Source organism: Methylotuvimicrobium sp. KM2, assembly GCF_038051925.1.
GTDB lineage: Bacteria > Pseudomonadota > Gammaproteobacteria > Methylococcales > Methylomonadaceae > Methylotuvimicrobium.
Genome location: NZ_CP150634.1, coordinates 1,909,898 through 1,929,167, shown reverse-complemented (window position 1 = coordinate 1,929,167; position 19,270 = coordinate 1,909,898). Strand labels below are relative to the sequence as shown.

Below are 19,270 nucleotides of genomic sequence, written 5' to 3'. Positions count from 1 at the left end.
CGTCTTGCCGGCTTGGCGAATGTGACTTCGATACCTTATATTGTTGATTAACGTACCCGGCTTTCCCTCACCTAGCGTTAGGTGAGGGACGACGAAGGCGTCGCTCCCACAAGGGGGGCCGAATGCTCTGTGGGAGCGATCCCCAGATCGCGATTTCGAAGCCACTGATGTTCAATATCCGCAGATTTATCAAACAACACCGCCCAGGTATACAGATGACCTCTGTCTAGCAAGTGTACCGATATTTGTGTATAACGATGAGCGCAGAGCGAAGGAGCGATGAAAAAAATCAATATATCTATCAATTATCAGCCATAGCAAATTGTTTTATCTGGCTATTTCGTGGGGATACCTCAGACCCTGACTCGCTTGTCCGATTTTTATTGATTGCCGGGAAGTTAGAGCCTGCTGAACAGGTTAGGAACGAGCATGAAATAACTTAGACAACTGTTGGAAGGGGGGGCGGTGGCTCGATTGACAGGTGTCGGCGGTAGGGCAGATTGTCGCTCCTCGGCAATTGCTGAGTTACATGGATGTAATGAACCCAGCACCTAAATAAGCCATGATTTTGAATCATTGCCAAAGACCTATGGAATTTAGGTGCTGGGTTCACGGCGTCCTGTCAAGCGAGTCACCGAACCACCGCAAACTCTACTAATTGTAGAAGTTATTTTGTGCATATTCCTTACTCAAGCTGGAGCTTGGGTAACCGCATAAAAATGACTTAGCAATAAAGAAAGGGGCCGTTTAATACTTGGTCAACAACATTGCCCCAGCAGCGCTTCCTGCTTTTATGCTGCCAATGTTTCTACGATATTACCCCGACGCTGTAATACGGTAATGCCTTGTTCTAAAGCCATTCGCTTAACATCTTCTTCCACGGCAAAACTCGCTAATGCTAAATGAATTTTGTAGTCCCGGTATTCAGGAAATAATTTTATAAAATTAGCTCGTTTACGGCCTAATAAACACGCTATATCTTTAGGATGTAAGCGATATTTAACTTCCACAATAAATACGTCTTTACCATTGACCAGCAATAAGTCGTATTCTTCTTCAATATCGCCTTTGCTTCGCGTGACATTCTTCTCAATAAAATCAAACTGAATACCGTTGAGTTCCAGCTTGTGCTTTAGCGAATTATAATAAAACTCTTCGGCAACTTTGCCTTGATTATTGCCGACTCCCCCATACATATCGGCCAGTTTGCTCAATTTAGCATCTGTTTTTGCCAACAGCGCATCTGTCTTAGCCAACTGTGCATCCGTCTTAGCCAACTGTGCATCCGTCTTAGCCAACTGTGCATCCGTTTTGGCTTGGGACAGCGCTAAATTAGCAACAATTTCCCGCAATTCATCATCGGTCATAGCTACTTACCTAAAAAATTTCATTCATTATATACCTTTCGCACTTCCAATTTCGGCGAAGCTTTAGAAGGCGCCGGAGTGCTCGGTCGCTCACCTAACGCTAGGTAAGCGATCGACATGGAGCCTACATAGATGTATTCACCCAACAACTAAATTCCATAGCCCATTGCCATGCTTAATCCTGAATTCGGCAGTTTAACCATGAAGCACATGAAGTTCATGAAGGATTCCAAGAACTTACCAAATCCTTCTCGCTAACCTTTTTGGTGAGCGAAAGTTCTATACAAACGCGTAATAAGCTATTGAATTAACTTCCTATTCTTCATGATCTTCATGGTGAAATGCTTTTTCTAGGTTAATTGTCTTGGATAATTTAGGACTGGGTTCATATCGTCCTTTGACGGGCACCCCGGTGGCGAATCTTGATCTACCATAGGCATAAAAGTAAGGACTCGCCTGTTACGGAGGATCGGTTAGGCATTTTTTTCATTTACCCCAATTATCTAAACAAATAAACACCTGTTCCGGTTTTCAATTTAATGATTGTAAATTAAAGCCCTCGTTTCTTCTAACCAAGACCTTTTATGCTTTTGTACCGAAACAATGAATCGTAAAGTTTTTGTCATACTTGCTACCGTATCCGCTATAAACCCAGAATAGCTCAAACCACCTACGGAAATCGACTACCGTTTCAAACCAGTATTCACCATAATTAGGGTCAAAAAAACATACGTCTTGGGCAACCCAGGCAGCTGTTGCATGAGCCCCACCTGCACTGGAAAAACTTAACTGCTTATACATCGCGCCGCCCATCTTGTAATCAGGAGCCAACACGGCAGCAATTTCTCGTCCACGACCAAGACTTGTACCACTGGTTAATGCTTGCTGGTTGATTGAAAGACTTCCGCCTGTCGCAGTAGTACGTGGAATTACACCTGCCTTAGCCAATTGCTTTCGCATAAATTCAACTTTGGATAGCCCTGAAATCTCTCGAGTAGGGACATCACCGTGGTCGGCTCTACTGCTATAAGAACCATGTAGATCACAAATAAATCCGGCAACCTCAACATCGACATCACCATTTGGGCCAAATAGCCATCCCCAAAAGTCCTCGTCATTAGCATGGAACGCAATCCAAAACATACATAGAGCCTTACAGACACCGCTCCATTTTACGCCCGGTGATTTCATCCGCAGATGGTAAATCGACCCTACACCTTTGTTTTTTTCATCGCTTCCCTGACTGAATTTCTTGGTACATGCGCCGCCATGAGTTAGTGCAACAGCATGAATTCGTTGATGTTTAAACGGCATATCAATTTCCCAATCAATAGCCTGAGCATAAGGTAATACAGAAGTTCTAGCCATTTTTTTTCCTCATGAGTTGTTTGACATTTGCGGTTATTAAAAAAGGGAGGAATAGATATCAAATTTAAGGCCCGATCTCCGAGCAACTAAATTTCCCAAGCTCCTGCTCTCGCTGTTATACGCATTTCTTTGAGATACTCTGTTATTCATCCTGCGCGAAAATTACGTAATCGTTGGAACTCCGAAATGTACGCCGTGCGCACCATGGATACCCCTCCAATATTAATCAGTATCCATGCAGTCGTCTTTTTGAAAGAGGGAGACTGAATTTTTACTTAGGATTGCTTTATATCAGTATAAAAACAAGCTTTGTATCGCTGTTTGAACGTGAAGCGGGAAAACTAAGGCGAATGCCGTTTCATTTGCTATAGGCATTGTAAAACTGCTTTGCGGTTCGGCCGCTTTTCGATGCCCTGAGCTTGGCAAACTCTAGGGCTTCTTGATGCAATTGTTCGCGGTCGCCGTCATAACCGGTAAACAAACTATCGACGATTTCCAGAAAGGTTTCGGTATGCGGCGGGTAAAAGGACAGCCACAAACCGAAGCGGTCTGAGAGCGATATTTTTTGTTCGACCGCATCGGAATAATGAACCTCGCCGTCGACTAAGCGGGTGTCGAGATTGTCGCGCATTTGTTCCGGCATCAAATGGCGCCGGTTCGATGTGGCATAGAGTAATACATTTTCCGGCGGCAATTCGATGGAACCTTCCATGACGCTCTTCAGCGCCGTATACAAGCCGTTATCGGCTTCGAAGGAAAGGTCGTCGCAATAGGCGATGAAGCGCTGCTCTTGTTCGCGAATGTCGTCGACGATTTCGGGCAAATCGATCAAATCTTGTTTGTCCACTTCAATGACGCGCAGACCGCGATCCTTGTACTCATTAAGCAAGGCCTTAATCAACGACGATTTGCCGGTACCGCGCGAACCCCAAAGCAAGACGTTATTGGCTGGTTTTCCGGCCAAAAAGCGCTCGGTATTATCGATCAAGCATTGTTTTTGCCGGTCGATTCCAAGTAAATCGTCGAGCCGAATCGTATCCAGTTGCTTGACCGGTCGCAAACATTCTTTCCGCCGCCGCCAAATGGCGGCGTGAGTTTGACTCCAGTCGATCATGACCGTCCCTCCTTCAACTTAGCGCTTAACTCGCCGGTTGGCAAAGCAATTCCAAGCGAACCTTGCGCTCGCTGATGTGCTGGGTCAATTGCCTGGCCAAGTCGCCGAGCGGGTCTTCGCCGCTCGCTTCGGCCTCGCCGACCGTGCTCATCAATTCGTATAATTCCGTTTGCTTTTGTTTGCTGAGTTCTTGTTCGGCCTCGGACAAACGACGGCGCAATTGTGCGATACGGCGAATCACTTTAACCAAGCGCGCGCCGGTATCGCTACCTTCGACGGCTTCCGAATCTTCGCCGAAATCGATAATCAATTGTTCGATTGCCGCCAAATCGCCGGCCTCGTAGGCACGATTGACATAGGCCATCATGATTGTGCGACGTTCTCGCTCGATCTCGTTAGTGGCGCGGTCGGGGTGCATCAGCTTAGTCGCTTTACGGTAAGCTTGTTTAATTTCCGGCGTGATTTCGGCGGGCGGCACTTGACTTTCGGTTAAACCAGCTTCTTCAGCCGATCGCCGCGCCTGCTGCTCGGCGTCATGTGCCTGCTTTTGCAACTCGATATTGTTGGGATAGCGCTCGGCCTCTTCCGATACAATTCGAGCATCCAACTCATCTATTTCGACATACAAATAACCCACCAGCCGGTAGTAGCGGTAATGAAACTGCGACATTTCGGTTTTTAACGTTTCCAGCGCCATCTCAGCGGTTGCGACCTGCTCTTCGAGCTCGGCTTCTTCGGTCTCCAAGCGTTTAAGTTCTTGTTCTTCCGGTAGCATTATCGATTTTTCCAATTGATGCCGAATCTCGACAGAAACTCTTGCGTTTTCACATGCCCGCGACCGGCAATCTTGCGATACCAATACAAGGCTTGCTGATCGACGGCTTCAACCGCCGGACCGTTCGGATAAACTCGATGCAGCATATCTTGAGCCCTCGGCGCGCCCTGTTCGGCGGCTTGCCGATACCAAAACACGGCTTTTTCATAATCTTGCGCCACGCCAAAGCCGGACCAATACAATTCACCTAAAAAATCTTGCGCATAAGGATGACCTTGTTCGGCCGCTTTTCGATACCAAAACGCTGCTTGCTCGCCGTCTTGCGCCACACCGACACCGAACTCGTAAAGCGCCCCCAGTTCGATTTGCGCATAAGCGTAGCCTTGCTCGGCGGCGCGACGGTACCAGAATGCGGCTTGCACTGGGTCTTGCTCGACCCCGTAACCGCATTCGTAATTCAAACCAAGGTTGCATTGCGCTCCGGCATAGCCTTGATCGGCCGCCTTGCGGTACCAAAAAACGGCCTGAATTGCATCCTGCTTGACACCTAATCCGTATTCGATTTTTAAACCCAGATTATATTGAGCGCTGGCCAGGCCTGCTTCGGCAGCCTTGCGGCACCATGACAATGCCTGAACCGGATTCTGTTGAATGCCGAACCCGTTGCCGTACATCTCGGCCAAATCCATCCAAATTTCCGGATCGGCAAGCGCTTGATGAACCGTACACCAGTTGAACGCCATACGCATATAATATTCGGCTTTATCGGCATTTCGAGGAATCCCTTGTCCGCCCAAATACATTCTCGCAAGCGGGAAATAGGCCTTGCCGTAACCTTGATCGGCTAATTCTTGAAACGTCGAGAAATCTTGTTTCAGCTGCTGTCTCATCGAAAACAAGGGCCGCAGTGCTTCACTTTCGTTGCTGTGTATGACTTTAGCCGTCGCATCGCAGTTAAATCGGATTTCATTGCCGTCATCGGTAATACGATTATAACTGCCGCGGGCTAACCGGTAACGCTCGTCCATATTGACTGCCGGCACAGTGGCCGGGGCTTTCCGTATGGCCTCCAATCCGCGCCCGACCATGCTTGTCGATGACAAAAAAGGGGAAGAGAGATTGCGCCGTACGTTGACAGAGGGCAATCGTTCAGCCATGTCTATTTCCTCGGTCATACTTCATGTTTGGAAAAAATTAAGTCGTTTCGTAAAGTAGGTAGCTCCGGAATACTCCGAGCTTAAAAATATGCGTATTCGTTTTTCTGCTGGGGAGGATTATTTAACCTAACGTTCATAAAGGCCTAGCCATCGCCCCGGCAAATGAAAGTTCGAGGCGTGGCGGAGGATGCGGTCACTCGCCCGACAGGACGCCGTGAATACGTCCATGTAGGCTCGACGGCGGCTTTCCCTGCCGCCGACGCCTGTCGATCGAGCAACCGCACCCTCTTCGGTGCCGGCATTGTACTTTCACAGTAAGAGTAGTTGGCAAGTGTTGTAGACCGTTCGTGCTGAGCCCAGTCGAAGCATGAAGGGTCTACAACACTTACACCGGCTTGGTGAAACCTCAAACTGCACTTTTTAGGTTCATGTGCTTCATGGTTAAACTGTCAAATCTAGAATTAATCTTTTGCAAAATCAAAGATTCTGCAGCCCCAGTCTCTCGCCCCGGTAACTGCCGTCCAAGACATTGGACCACCAAGATTTATTATCGAGATACCATTGTATGGTTTTTCGCAGACCGGTTTCGAAGGTTTCTTGCGGCTCCCAGCCCAATTCGCGTTTGATTTTACCGGCATCGATCGCATAACGCAGATCATGTCCGGGACGATCCTGAACGAATTGCATCAAATTTCTATGCGGCCTGAAATTAGAATCCGGCATTAATTCGTCGAGTACGGCGCAAATCGTTTCGACGACTTCCAGGTTGGTTTTTTCATTGTTGCCGCCGATATTATATACCTCTCCGATACGGCCTTTTTCGAGCACGGTCTCGATCGCGCGGCAATGATCCTCGACATACAGCCAGTCGCGCACATTCAATCCGGCCCCGTAAATCGGCAAGGACTTTCCGCTAAGCGCATTTAAAATCATTAGCGGAATCAACTTTTCCGGAAATTGATAAGGTCCGTAGTTGTTCGAGCAATTGGTCGTCAACACCGGAAAATCGTATGTGTGATGATAGGCTCTGACCAAGTGGTCGGACGCAGCCTTCGACGCCGAATACGGCGAATTCGGTTGATAAGGCGTTTGCTCGGTAAATTTTCCTTCCGCGCCTAGCGACCCGTAGACTTCATCGGTCGAGACATGGAGAAATCGAAAATTTTGCCGCTCTTCGCTATCGAGTTGCCGCCAAAAAGCCTTCGCTGACTCGAGCAATCCGTATGTGCCGACCACATTGGTCTGAATAAACGCACCGGGGCTGTCGATCGACCGGTCGACATGGCTTTCGGCCGCGAAATTGACAATCGCATCGGGTTGATAACGCGCCAATAAATAATCGACCAGGCTTTTGTCGCCGATCGACCCGAGCACGAAACGGTGATTGTCGTTACCGTCCAAATCCGCCAGGGTTTCCAAATTACCGGCGTAGGTCAAAGCATCCAGATTGATGACTTTACTACCGCCTTTTCCCACTAAGCGGCGGACGAAATTGCCGCCGATGAAACCGGCGCCGCCGGTTACCAAAATTGTTTTGTGTTGCATTAGGCGCCCCCTCCTTTTCGAGTCATCATGCCTTTCGATGGGTTATAACCGAGTATGGCCGCCGTCATGAAGATGACAAAGGCCGATAGTGTGTAGATAAAAGCTTCTTGATTGAATTGGTTATACAACGCAAAACGAATCAATTCCACTGCTTGCGAAAACGGATTGTACCGAGCGATATCATGCAGCAATTCGCTGGACTCCTTGATTTTCCAAAGCGGATATAGCGCAGTCGACATGAAAAACATCGGAAAAATAACGAAATTCATCACACCGGCAAAATTTTCCAACTGCTTGATGAACGACGACAGCAACAAGCCCAACGCACCGAGCATCATCCCGGACAACAATAAGGCCGGCAGTACCCAGAGATACCCTTCAAGCGGCGCCTCGATCTCATACAGCCAAGCTATGCCGAGAAAGACATAGACTTGTAAGACCGACACGGCGGTTCCGGCAATCAGCTTACAAAACAGCAAAAACCAGCGTGGCAGCGGCGCAACCATCAGAATCCGCATGCTGCCCATTTCGCGGTCGTAAACCATCGACAACGAACTTTGCATGCCGTTGAACAATTGAATCATGCCGATAAGACCCGGCGTGATATAAACCTCGTAAAGAATATAGGTTTCGTAGGGAGGCGCAATAGCGATGCCGAGCGCCGCGCGAAATCCCGCCGCGAACACAAACAGCCAAAGCAAGGGCCGAACCAATGCGGAAATAAAACGTTCGCGCTGCTTGACGAAGCGCAGCAATTCGCGGCCGATAATGCCCCACATCGCCCGCCAATAATGCAATAGTCTCATGTTCGCCCTCCTTGAGTCAGTGCAAAAAACGCCTCGTCGATCGACTCTTTGCCGGTCTGCTGTAAAACCTTGGGAATCGCGCCGTTCGCCTTGACCTGGCCTTGATGCAACACAACCAAATGATCGTCCGGATAAATTTCGTCGATGAGATGCGTCGCCCACAACACTGATAATTGCCCGTCCTTGACCAATTGATGAACGTGCTCGACGATCGCCTTGCGGCTCGGCACATCGAGTCCGACCGTCGGTTCGTCGAGCAACAGCAGCGACGGCTTATGCAACAGCGCCCGCGCAATTTCGACACGCCGCCGGTGCCCGCCGTTAAGTTGGCGTATTTTTTCGAAACGGCGCTCGTACATATCGAATCGCTCCAGTTCTTCCTGTATACGCTGTTTCGCCACTTTACGCCTCATGCCATGCAGGGCTGTGTGGTAACGCAAATTCTGCATCACCGTCAGGTCCATATCGAGCGTGGTTTGCTGAAAAACCACGCCCAACATCGCCAAGGCCTTGCGCGTTTGTTTCTTGACATCGAAGCCGGACAATTCGATACGCCCGGAACGCGTATCGTAAAGCCTTGTAATTAACGCAAACAAGGTGCTTTTTCCGGCGCCGTTCGGTCCGAGCAGAATCGTACATTCACCGGGATTTATCGAAAAGCCGACCTTATCCAGCGCTTTCTTGCCGCTGTAGGAAAAACTTAAATCTTCGACGGACAACGCGATCGAATTCATGGCTTCGCAACCACTCCCCAGGGATAACGCCCTACTCCGACCGATTTGGTGACTTTATGGCTAGCCAAGTCGATGATCGAAATATCGTTGCTGACTCCGTTGGTCGTATAAAGCCGCTTTTGATCGGGAGAGAACGCCAAATTCCAGACTCTTTCGCCGACCAGCAGAAATTTTTCGATCTCGTAAGTCTTGGCGTTGATCACCGCTACTCGATTTGCCGGGCCCAATGCGACATAGCCCCAGCGATTGTCCTTGTCGATCGCGACACCGACCGGCTGAATCTTGTCGAAAGTCACACCCGGAACTTCCAGTTTAATATTCTTGATGATTTGCCGCGTCTCGGCATCGAGTATCGTCAAAGTCCCGGCCATTTCGGATGTCGCCCAAACGAATTTGCTGTCGGCGGTAAAACTCAAAGCCCGCGGGCGCGGATCGACCAGCGTGTTATCGACGATAGCAAGGCTCTCGGTATCGATCCAGTGCAGCATATTGGTCGTTTCGGAAGCACTGATAACCCAACGCCCGTCGGGACTCGCGGCAATGCCTTCCGGCTCTACGCCGACCTTGATTTCCTTGATCGCTTTGCGTTCTTGCACATCGATCACGGTGACTTGACTGTCGTCCTCGTTCGATACGAACATCCGGCTGCCGTCGGGACTGACCGCAAAGGTTTCGGGGTCCTCGCCGGACGGCAATCGTCCGACTTCCTCAAGGGTTTCGGCATCGATGACTTTAATCGTATCGTCGTCGCTGGTCGCTACGTATAGGAATTTGTTATCGGGGCTGATTGCAATACCGCGAGGTCTTTGTCCGACCGGTACCGTTTTGCTTAACGAACCGGCAATCGGGTCGACGACGGCCAAGGCATTGTCTTTTTCCAGTGTGACATAAACCGTTTCGGCGCGTGCCGTAACGGCTGAGCATAGCGCGACAGTCAATAAAGCATATTTCATAGTATCTACCTTTTACTTACATTTGGTTTCGGGTTGATCGTAACCCAGCGTATCCAATTCGGTTTTCGGGTGTAAAAAACCTTCGATCGGGGCGACCGCGACCAAGGAACGTGGCGCCGCGAGTAACAGCGGTTGTCTCAACTGACCGTTCCAAGTCCGGAACGACAATGGCCTGCCTTTATAGCCTTGCAAAGCGAGTTTGTCGCTTAACAAATAAGGCTTGATATCGTTCAGTTGGCTCGATTGGGTCCGAGTCGCGGCCTCGCCAATGGCGCGAATCGCCAGATAAGCGCCGTAATCGGCCTCTTCCATCCAGCGGCCCTTTTGTTCTTTGAAACGGTTTTGAATTTGCACCGCACCCCATTGTTCATGCGTGCGATGCCATGAAGTCGCGATCAAGCCTTGCGTTCCGACAACCGGTCTGGGAATCCAGGTCCGGTAATCCAGATATTCGCCAAACAAGCCTTGTTCGTCGGCAACGACCAATATATCGTAGTCGACGCCTTGCGTGAACACCGGCACATCCGATTGAGCGGTTCGTCGTGCGTCATAGGTATGGTCCCAGGCTTTCTCGGCGACGATTTTCATGCCGAAACGCTTCGCCGATCGCTTGATCGCGGCGGCAAATAATTTATCTTCATCGCTCGCGCCGGTTACCAAAAACCACTTCGTCCAGCGCTTTTTCAACAGATATTGAGCCAAGGCATCGGCACGCATCGCGCGGCTCGGCAAGATATGCAGCACATCGCTACCGCAACGCTGCCGTAGACTGTCGTCCGTCGTTCCCGCATCGAAAATCAAGGTTTGCTCCGGTTGATTCGTATCGATAATTTTCAGCAAATCATTGACAGGCAAATTGGCGACAACAAAGGAGAATTTCCCGGCTACTTTGTCGTTAAATTCCTGGGCGACATCGCCGTCGACCGGCACGATAACTTTGTTCAATTTATACAATTGTCCGGTAAACTGTCCGGTAGTGTTGTTATCGTCGATCGCTAGTTCGGCGCCGAGTTCGCCCTTGTCTTTAATAAACGGATCAAGATTCGACAGGGCCGGCGGGGCTATTTTTTCTTGGGTAAAGTAAACAATTTCGATTTCCTGTTTTTGTTCCGCTTGCGCAACAAAAACAGTCAATGACAGCATACTAATACCTAACAATAAAGATCGGACGATCATTTTTCCTACTCCATTCATTTGCTATGGCTGAGATAAAAATAAAGAAAGCAAAATGAAGACTATACAGAACCAATCCATTCAACATTCTCTGTTTAACTTAACCCAGCTTTAACATTTACCGAACATAAACTGTTGAATATTAAGATAGAAGTTATTTTACGGCACTACAAATCTATTTTAGATCTCCTTTTATTTCTTATAATTCAACAGCATAGACCGTATTCACTACGTTTATTAAGGCTGGGTTAACAATTTCCTAGCACTTGAGTCTTGCTCAATCGAGCATTATAAACATAACTGCGCAGGGTTTCCTTATGCATCGACACTGCCGATAATAAACTGACCACTATTACAAGCAAAAACACACTATAATTTAAATTAGCGCCACATTATTCGATAACCCAACATTACCTCTGATTTCGTAATCTCCATGGCCGACATCAATCCTCCTTCAGAAAATCATCGCGATATTTTCGATTTAGATACCGATGATACGATTCAAGATAATGGCCGTAGATCGGTTCGCTATGTCAGAAGCGATATTAAAGTCGCGTTGATTACTAAAAACTTACTTGGAATCGATAAAAAGATACAAGCTCAACTTCAAGACATCAGCAGTAAAGGCTTACGCGTGAGCCCCGAAGAAAAACTGGGCATTAATAAAAAAATTACTGTGGCGCTTAAATTCAAAGACGGCAGACGATTTACTATGAAAGCCAAAGTCGTCCGCCAATCCAGCAGCAATGAGCTTGAATATGGTATCAAGTTCGAAGAACGGCAAAACGATCTGGGCGATCATTTACTTGAAACTCAAACGGATTTACTGTTTAAATGAACGATCCAAGGAAATTATTGCCTAATTATCAGCTAGGCATTGTCATTCCTGGCACTGGATTCTACCAATCCGTGGCTGGATGACCCGCTTTTCCTTAAACTGGCGTTTATTGCCGGAAACCTTTACATATTGAGCAACCCGATACCGGTAATTTGATGCCATATCGATACCAATGAACACTTTGTTAGTCAGGAATCTTTTCGAATGAGGAGTCCAAAATGGAAATCCAAGCCATAACACCACGCATCGATAATAGCGTACCGAATGTACCCGTTCAGACGGAGCAAAATCGCAGACTGACTGAAGAGCTAAATCAAGACGTCCCCGCACCAAGAGCGCCTATTGTCAGCGACGAGCAAAACCTCGAATTATCGGATAACGCGCTGCAACTTTCCGAATCGTTTCGTAACCGTGAAGCGCAAAATGTAAATACAACCTCATCGGTCACCGAACCGGAACAGGCCAACGAGATTGTCAGGCAAACCGCCGACTTGATTAATCAATTCCCAGCGGAAAGCCTAGCCGCTCAAAGCAATCTGACATCGAGCGCCGTAAAAGGACTGCTCGGTTAAATGATGCCTTCGCCTTTTTTAAGCGGAATTTATATCTATCCGGTTAAATCATTGGCGGGTATCGCGGTCGACCGCTGGCCTGTGACCGAAAAAGGTCTGCGCTATGATAGGCAATGGATGTTGGTTGATAAAAAAAGAAAATTTTTATCCCAACGGTGCCTGCCTAAAATGGCATTGATTCGCACCGCTTTGAGCGAAAGCTGTTTGACTCTATCGGCGCCGGGTTTGGACAATTTGGCGCTACCACTGGAGGCAACAAACGATGAAACGCTGGAATGCGAAATCTGGCATGACCGCTGCCTAGCGCACGAGGTTTCAAAGCAAGCAAACCGATGGCTCAGTGATTTTTTACATATCGATTGTAAACTGGTTTACCAAGCGGAAGAAACAATTCGCCCGGTCGATCCGAATTACGCCCGGCCCGACGATAAAGTTTATTTTTCGGACGGCTTTCCATTCTTGATACTCTCGGAAAACACTCTGGCCTCACTCAACCGCGCCATGAATCTGAATTATCCAATGGCCCGTTTCAGACCTAATTTGGTCCTTTCAGGCTGCGATAGCTACGCCGAAGACAGCTGGCGAACAATAAGCATCGGCGACATCAACTTCAGATTACCAAAACCCTGCGCGCGCTGCTCGGTACCGACCATCGATCCGGAAACGGCAGAATCCGGACCAGAGCCGCTGCTCACATTAAGCAGAATCCGCAAATGGAACCAAAAAGTGTATTTCGGACAAAACGCCTTGCATGACAATACAGGAGTATTACACATCGGCGATTCGGTCGCGATCCTTTCCACCGGCCCTAAACAACCTCCGCTCGACCAACTTTAACCCAGCCTTAACAAAGGTAGCACCATAATATTTTTGCATTGTTTTCAATGCCTTAATGGCGAAAATTGTAACTTCTCAATAACTCATGGCGCATTTAAAAACAATGGCTTACGGCCCAAATAAAATGACTTTTTATTGGGCCGTGGCGTGATCATGGTCTGCAAGGCATTGATTTTTTGGTGTCGACACTCCAAAAAACGTCTCAAAGGCTCAATTCTGGCTTTGTAACTCTTTGATTTAATAGGTGCCATGACTTATTGAGAAGTTACCGAAAATTGTTAAAGCTGGGTTAAAATACCGGAGTATCGCTGCATATGCAGACATCGCATAACCTTCGGCCAAATCCATGCAAAAATTATTTCTGATCCTGGGTATTCCCTTATTGAGTATCGGCTTTTGGCTTAGCGAAGAATTTAAAGGCATCGCGGCCGGCATTGCTATTTTTTTGTTCGGCATGATGTCGCTCGAACAAGGCTTCAAGGCATTTACCGGCGGCACGCTAGAACGCATTCTGCAAAAAACCACCGATACGCGACTTAAAAGCTTGACCTTCGGCATCGTCGCCACAACCTTGATGCAATCGAGCTCGCTGGTTTCGATCATCACGATATCCTTTCTAAGCGCAGGTTTGCTCGATTTGGCCACGGGTATCGGAATAATCTTCGGTGCAAACCTCGGCACTTCGACCGGCGCCTGGCTAATTGCCGGTTTCGGGCTTAAAGTCGATATCGCCGCATACGCGCTGCCTATACTGGTTTTCGGTATATTATTTATTTTTCAAGCCCGGAAAAAAGTCAAAGGCATAGGTTTTATTCTGACCGGACTAGGCTTTCTGTTTCTGGGCATCGATTATATGAAGGATAATTTCGAGCGCATCAAAGAAACCATCGATCTCGTCGAATTCGCGATGCCGGGCATCAAGGGATTGTTAGTTTATACGGCAGTGGGCGTCGCCGCCACAGTCGTCATGCAATCGAGCCATGCCACGATGGTCTTGATCATCACGGCGCTAGCGGCACAACAAATCACTTACGAGAATGCCTTAGCATTGGCGGTCGGCTCGAACATCGGCACGACAATCACGGCCATTATCGGCGCATTAGGCGCCAATATCGACGGCAAACGTTTAGCCTGGGCGCATTTAATTTTCAATTTTTTGACCGGCATCGTCACACTTATGTTTATTCCTTATTTTGTCGTGACCGTGGATTGGCTTAGCGACAAGATCGGAATAATCCCCAGCGACTACACATTAAAACTCGCCGTCTTTCACACCTTATTCAATTTTGCGGGAATCGCGCTATTATTCCCGTTTATCGGATACATGGTCGTGTTTTTACAACGCTTCATCAAGGAAAGAAAAATCAGTCTTTTCATGCCGAAATACTTAAATAGCTCGGCGGTCGAATTTCCTGAAACCATGAACGAATCGATACGACTGGAGACGCTGCATCTATACGACAATGCCGTTTATGTCATCCTAAGAACTTTCGGATTGAGCCGCCGGGATCTTCAAGACAATGAACAGTTACTGCAAACATTGACGAATCAAGAAAATCCGGCCGAATACGATATAGAAAATGCCTACGAAAAACGCATTAAAGGAATTTACAGTGCCATTATCGCCTTCATCAGCCGCGCTTCTTTTTCGCCGGAACATAAACCCACTGCAAAACTTTATTGGCTGCGCGACGCGAACCGGCATATCGTCGAGGCAATCAAAAACACCAAGCATCTGCAAACCAATTGGCTCCATTTCGCCACTTCGCGTTATCGCTACGCCCGCGATGAGTATCACAAAATCGCTTATCAAATCGCACTACTAATCAAGCAAATCGATCAATTCATGGAAAATGTCGAGGCCGACGAATTGCCTTTTGTTTCGCTCGATGCCCTCAAGGCCAAGATCGAGGAAGACGACCAACAGATCACTCGCAGCATCGAGACACTGATCCGCAAAAATAAAATCACCGCCGAAACCGGCTCATCGCTGATCAATGACAGCGCTTACATGTTTAGCATCAAAACCAATCTGGTCAAAGCCGTCGAAACCGTGTTTTTGCACAACATACAACATCTTGGACCCGAACCTAGTCTGGCTTTGAACGATACGGAAATCAAAACGGTCGTGGAAATAGTCAACCCATAAGTTAAAGGCACCGGATCATGAATGCAAAATTCTTAACCCAATTGGAACATTTCTTCGATCCTGAACATAAAAAAACCAAACACTACACAAAGGAACTAAAAACCGTTCTCCGCAAACTGAAAAAAAAGGAACGCGAATTGACCGAAGCGCTCGAACAAGCCACCGACCAGGAACTGACGAAGTTGTATCAAACCGAATTGGAAATCATCAGGATTCAACGCAAAAAAGGACTGAATATTTTGCAGGCCATCCGTAAGGAACGTCAGAATAACCAATAGCCTAGGAAAGGTCGAATAGCTTGCAGTCGCTGACCGAATAATGCAACTTTAGTCAACATTGCATTATGACGGGCAAAAAAAAGCGGACAGATACTGTCCGCTTGAGAAACTCTTAAAATCCTTTAGGAGGAAAGCTTGCGTTTCGCAATCAATCAAGAGTTGCACAAATTATAAAGAGCGCAAATACCCTTGGAAATGTGACTAATTGACGCGCGACAGCTTGTCGCAGCGAGAAAAGCAAAGATCTATACCCTTCGTACTTCAATTTTCGGCAGTGCCGAATCAGGCCTCGGGGTGCTCGGTAAAGGCTTTGCCAGCATGGAGCTGGCATAGAGCCTGTCGATCGAGCAACCGCCCCCTCTTCGGAACCGGCATTTTCGTTGTTAAGCTTTTGTTTGTCGAAAAATTAGATAAAGAATCCAAATTAGCGAACTTTCAGAGTAAATTCCATGTAATTATTCACACCCCCTATCGTTCCCACGCTCCGGCGTGGGAATGAAGACCGAGACGCTCTGACGTCCCGTACCGCTGGAGCGGTACTCAGGTAATCCCTCGCAGAGCGCTCGCCGTTATACACAGGTATCGGTAAACTTACTAAACAGAGGTCATCGTATACCTGGAAACGGTGCTGTTTAATAAATCTGCGAATATTGAACATCAGTGGCTTTCCCTCACCTAGCGTTAGGTGAGGGACGACGAAGGCGTCGCTCCCACAAGGGGTCGGATGCTCTGTGGGAGCGATCCCCAGATCGCGATTTCGAAGTCGGGAACGTTGGGCGACAAAAAAATAGTATCGAGGACTCAATAGCTAAGATTGCAAAACGGTAATTTTTGACTTATGTATAACGATGAGTGCAGAGCGTGGGAACGATAATTGCCGGGGGACTGAATAGTTACAGACGCTGGGTTTACGACGCTCCTCGACACGCATGCCCCACATCCTGAATAAGGCGAAATTTTTCAAACTGGAAATTGCAGCGGTTGATCAGCTCGCTTTACGAAAACCGGGAATTGCAGTAGTATTGCCCGTCATTTTGTGCCTATTTATTTCGTTAATACTCCTATAATTTAGAAGTATATGGTTTATTTGGTAAGAATATCCGCCGCAAGGAGCTATCATAAACCTAAATTCGGCAGTTTAACCATGAAACACATGAAGTTTATTAAGTATTTCAACAAATTACCTAAAAATTCTTGCTAACCTTTTTGGTGAACGAAAATTCTATGCAAACATATAACAAGCTATTGAATTAACTTAATGATCTTCATGGTGAATTGTTTTTACTAGGATAAAGCCTTTACGGATCGAGTTATCCATACGCCCTAAATCCCACCCGTCTTTCGGATTGCATTTTGCTGATTTAGAAGCCGGATTTCTCGACAGATAGGACCCGAACCTTAAACGAAGCAAATCGATTTTCAGTTCGAAATAAGTAGATTGGCCATTAAAGATTTGGTCGAAAATAACTTCCCTATTTTTTTGGAGGGTTCGGTCGCTCGATTGGCAGTTGTCGGCGACAGGGCAGATTTTTGCTCCTGCAAAATCTGCATTCACCCAGCACCTAAATTCCATAGCCCTTTAGCCATGGTTAATTAACTTGGATAATTAGGCGCTGGGCCTGTCAAGCGAGTTACCGAACCCTTAACAAAGCTCATAGCTCCAGGATGTTATTTATCACGAAATCCTAAACGCGATATTTTCAAATCCGAACCCGGCATTACCATTACTCATCACTTAATTTGACCGCTCATGTCATCAAACGAAACGCTGCCTTCCAATTTCATTCGCCAGATCATCAATAACGATCTGAAACAAAACAAAAATAACGGCAAAGTCGCCACACGCTTCCCTCCGGAACCAAACGGTTATTTGCACATCGGCCATGCCAAATCAATTTGCTTGAATTTCGGTATCGCGGCTGAATACCAGGGCACTTGCAACCTGCGTTTCGACGATACGAATCCCGAAAAAGAAAGCGTCGAATTCATGGAAGCGATCGAACGCGACGTAAGCTGGCTGGGATTTCAATGGCACGAACTGCGCCATGCCTCCGATTATTTCGAACAACTCTACGATTACGCAGTCGAGTTGATACAAAAAGGCCTTGCCTATGTCGATAGCTCGACGCCTGAACAAATGCGCCAAAACCGTGGCACGCTGACCGAACCCGGCAAGGAAAGCCCGGACCGTAGCCGTTCCATCGAAGAAAACCTCGATTTATTCACGCGCATGCGCGCCGGCGAATTCGCCGACGGTCAATATGTATTGCGGGCAAAAATCGATATGGCTTCGTCAAATATCAACATGCGCGACCCGGTCATTTACCGGATTCGCCGCGTGCATCATCATCGCACCGGCAATAAGTGGTGCGTCTATCCGATGTACGACTACACGCATTGCATTTCCGACGCAATCGAAGGCATCACGCACTCGTTGTGCACGCTCGAATTCGAAGACCATCGACCGCTCTATGACTGGGTGCTCGACAACATCACGATTCCTTGCCATCCGCAGCAAATCGAATTCGCGCGACTGCAACTCGAATACAGCATCGTCAGTAAACGAAAACTGAATCAATTGGTGACTGAAAAGTACGTCAGCGGATGGGATGACCCGCGTATGCCGACGCTCGCCGGCCTGCGCCGCGCGGGCGTGACGCCGGCCGCGATCCGTGACTTTTGCGAACGCATCGGCATCACTAAAAAAGATTCGTGGATTGAAATGGCCGTTCTGGAAAACTGCATCCGCGAAGACTTGAATGAAAACGCCCCGCGCGCGATGGCGGTTCTAAGACCGCTGAAATTGATCATCGATAACTATCCGGACGACAAAGTCGAAGCACTCGAACTCGGCAATCATCCGCAAAGACCGGAATTCGGTACCCGTAAAGTCGAATTCAGCAAGGTCTTGTATATCGAACAGGACGATTTTGCCGAGAATCCACCGCCTAAATACAAACGCCTCATCGAAGGCGGCGAAGTCCGTTTACGCGGCGCCTACGTGATCCGATGCGACCGCATCGTCAAAGAAGAAAACGGCTCAATCATAGAACTGCATTGCAGTTACGATCCGGACACATTAGGTAAAAACCCGGAAGGCCGTAAAGTCAAGGGAGTGATTCATTGGGTCAGTGAACGCCATTCTTTACCTGCCGAAATACGCTTATACGATAGACTATTCAGCCAGCCGAATCCCGATTCGCTCGATAACTTTCTGGACGCATTGAATCCGGATTCGCTGGAAATCCTTACTGAATCGCGTGTCGAATCAAGCCTTGCCGATGCGCCTCCGGAAAGCCGTTTTCAATTCGAGCGCATGGGTTATTTTTGCCTTGATGCGGCGGACAGCACCCCCGGCAAACCAGTCTTCAACCGCACCGTCACGTTGCGAGACACCTGGGGAAAATAAACCAGCCGTTCAAGCATTGAGATATACCTTTCGTATGTCAATTTACGGTATTGATTTAATGGAGTATTAGGGTTTGGTCGTAAATAACTTCCCTAATTTATGGAGGTTTCGTTTGCTCCTCGGCAATTGCTGAATTACAGGGATGGCGTGAATGCAGATTTTGCATAGAGCAAAAATATGCATTCACGCCGATAT

Annotated in this window: 16 protein-coding genes; 6 read left to right on the top strand and 10 right to left on the bottom strand. The window is 47.8% G+C overall.

Annotated features, from left to right (window positions below; translation table 11 throughout):
• Positions 1–791 precede the first annotated feature (791 nt).
• The 10 genes from WJM45_RS08210 to WJM45_RS08165 form a co-directional block, all read right to left on the bottom strand.
• Complete coding sequence (locus WJM45_RS08210) at positions 792–1,367, bottom strand: hypothetical protein (protein ID WP_341328471.1); 576 nt, start codon at positions 1,365–1,367, stop codon at positions 792–794.
• Between the two features lie 582 nt (positions 1,368–1,949).
• Positions 1,950–2,735 (bottom strand): YopT-type cysteine protease domain-containing protein, encoded by a 786-nt coding sequence (locus WJM45_RS08205; RefSeq protein ID WP_341328470.1) that lies wholly within the window; start codon positions 2,733–2,735, stop codon positions 1,950–1,952.
• Between the two features lie 358 nt (positions 2,736–3,093).
• Positions 3,094–3,849 (bottom strand): ATP-binding protein, encoded by a 756-nt coding sequence (locus tag WJM45_RS08200; RefSeq protein ID WP_341328469.1) that lies wholly within the window; start codon positions 3,847–3,849, stop codon positions 3,094–3,096.
• A 25-nt stretch (positions 3,850–3,874) separates the two neighbouring features.
• The gene (locus WJM45_RS08195) at positions 3,875–4,624 is read right to left on the bottom strand and encodes a J domain-containing protein (protein WP_341328468.1); all 750 of its coding nucleotides are present in this window, start codon (positions 4,622–4,624) and stop codon (positions 3,875–3,877) included.
• Positions 4,624–5,781 carry a hypothetical protein gene (locus tag WJM45_RS08190; RefSeq protein WP_341328467.1) on the bottom strand — a complete coding sequence of 386 codons (1,158 nt, stop codon included), beginning with the start codon at positions 5,779–5,781 and terminating at the stop codon, positions 4,624–4,626. The genes WJM45_RS08195 and WJM45_RS08190 overlap by 1 nt, the downstream gene beginning before the upstream one ends.
• Positions 5,782–6,258: 477 nt before the next feature.
• Entirely contained in the window at positions 6,259–7,326 is a 1,068-nt protein-coding gene (gene rfbB / locus WJM45_RS08185) for a dTDP-glucose 4,6-dehydratase (protein WP_341328466.1), read from the bottom strand.
• A complete protein-coding gene (locus tag WJM45_RS08180; protein WP_341328465.1) occupies positions 7,326–8,132 on the bottom strand; it encodes an ABC transporter permease in 807 nt (268 codons plus the stop codon). The genes rfbB and WJM45_RS08180 overlap by 1 nt, the downstream gene beginning before the upstream one ends.
• Positions 8,129–8,866: an ABC transporter ATP-binding protein gene (locus WJM45_RS08175; RefSeq protein ID WP_341328464.1), complete on the bottom strand. Its 738-nt coding sequence runs from the start codon at positions 8,864–8,866 to the stop codon at positions 8,129–8,131. Before WJM45_RS08175 ends, WJM45_RS08180 begins: the two co-directional genes overlap by 4 nt.
• Positions 8,863–9,819 (bottom strand): PQQ-dependent catabolism-associated beta-propeller protein, encoded by a 957-nt coding sequence (locus tag WJM45_RS08170; protein ID WP_341328463.1) that lies wholly within the window; start codon positions 9,817–9,819, stop codon positions 8,863–8,865. Before WJM45_RS08170 ends, WJM45_RS08175 begins: the two co-directional genes overlap by 4 nt.
• 12 nt (positions 9,820–9,831) lie before the next feature.
• The gene (locus WJM45_RS08165) at positions 9,832–10,995 is read right to left on the bottom strand and encodes an ABC transporter substrate-binding protein (protein WP_341328462.1); all 1,164 of its coding nucleotides are present in this window, start codon (positions 10,993–10,995) and stop codon (positions 9,832–9,834) included.
• A gap of 430 nt (positions 10,996–11,425) precedes the next feature.
• Between WJM45_RS08165 and WJM45_RS08160 the strand changes: the two genes are divergently transcribed.
• The 6 genes from WJM45_RS08160 to WJM45_RS08135 all read left to right on the top strand — a co-directional run bounded on the left by WJM45_RS08160 (position 11,426) and on the right by WJM45_RS08135 (position 19,075).
• Positions 11,426–11,830: a PilZ domain-containing protein gene (locus tag WJM45_RS08160; RefSeq protein WP_341328461.1), complete on the top strand. Its 405-nt coding sequence runs from the start codon at positions 11,426–11,428 to the stop codon at positions 11,828–11,830.
• Positions 11,831–12,048: 218 nt separating this feature from the next.
• The gene (locus WJM45_RS08155) at positions 12,049–12,402 is read left to right on the top strand and encodes a hypothetical protein (RefSeq protein WP_341328460.1); all 354 of its coding nucleotides are present in this window, start codon (positions 12,049–12,051) and stop codon (positions 12,400–12,402) included.
• Positions 12,403–13,239: an MOSC N-terminal beta barrel domain-containing protein gene (locus WJM45_RS08150; protein WP_341328459.1), complete on the top strand. Its 837-nt coding sequence runs from the start codon at positions 12,403–12,405 to the stop codon at positions 13,237–13,239.
• Positions 13,240–13,585: 346 nt separating this feature from the next.
• Positions 13,586–15,388, top strand: coding sequence for a Na/Pi symporter (locus WJM45_RS08145; RefSeq protein ID WP_341328458.1), 1,803 nt, complete (start codon positions 13,586–13,588; stop codon positions 15,386–15,388).
• 17 nt (positions 15,389–15,405) lie between these two features.
• A complete protein-coding gene (locus WJM45_RS08140; RefSeq protein WP_341328457.1) occupies positions 15,406–15,666 on the top strand; it encodes a hypothetical protein in 261 nt (86 codons plus the stop codon).
• A 1,750-nt stretch (positions 15,667–17,416) separates the two neighbouring features.
• Positions 17,417–19,075 carry a glutamine--tRNA ligase/YqeY domain fusion protein gene (locus WJM45_RS08135; protein WP_341328456.1) on the top strand — a complete coding sequence of 553 codons (1,659 nt, stop codon included), beginning with the start codon at positions 17,417–17,419 and terminating at the stop codon, positions 19,073–19,075.
• Positions 19,076–19,270: the final 195 nt, after the last annotated feature.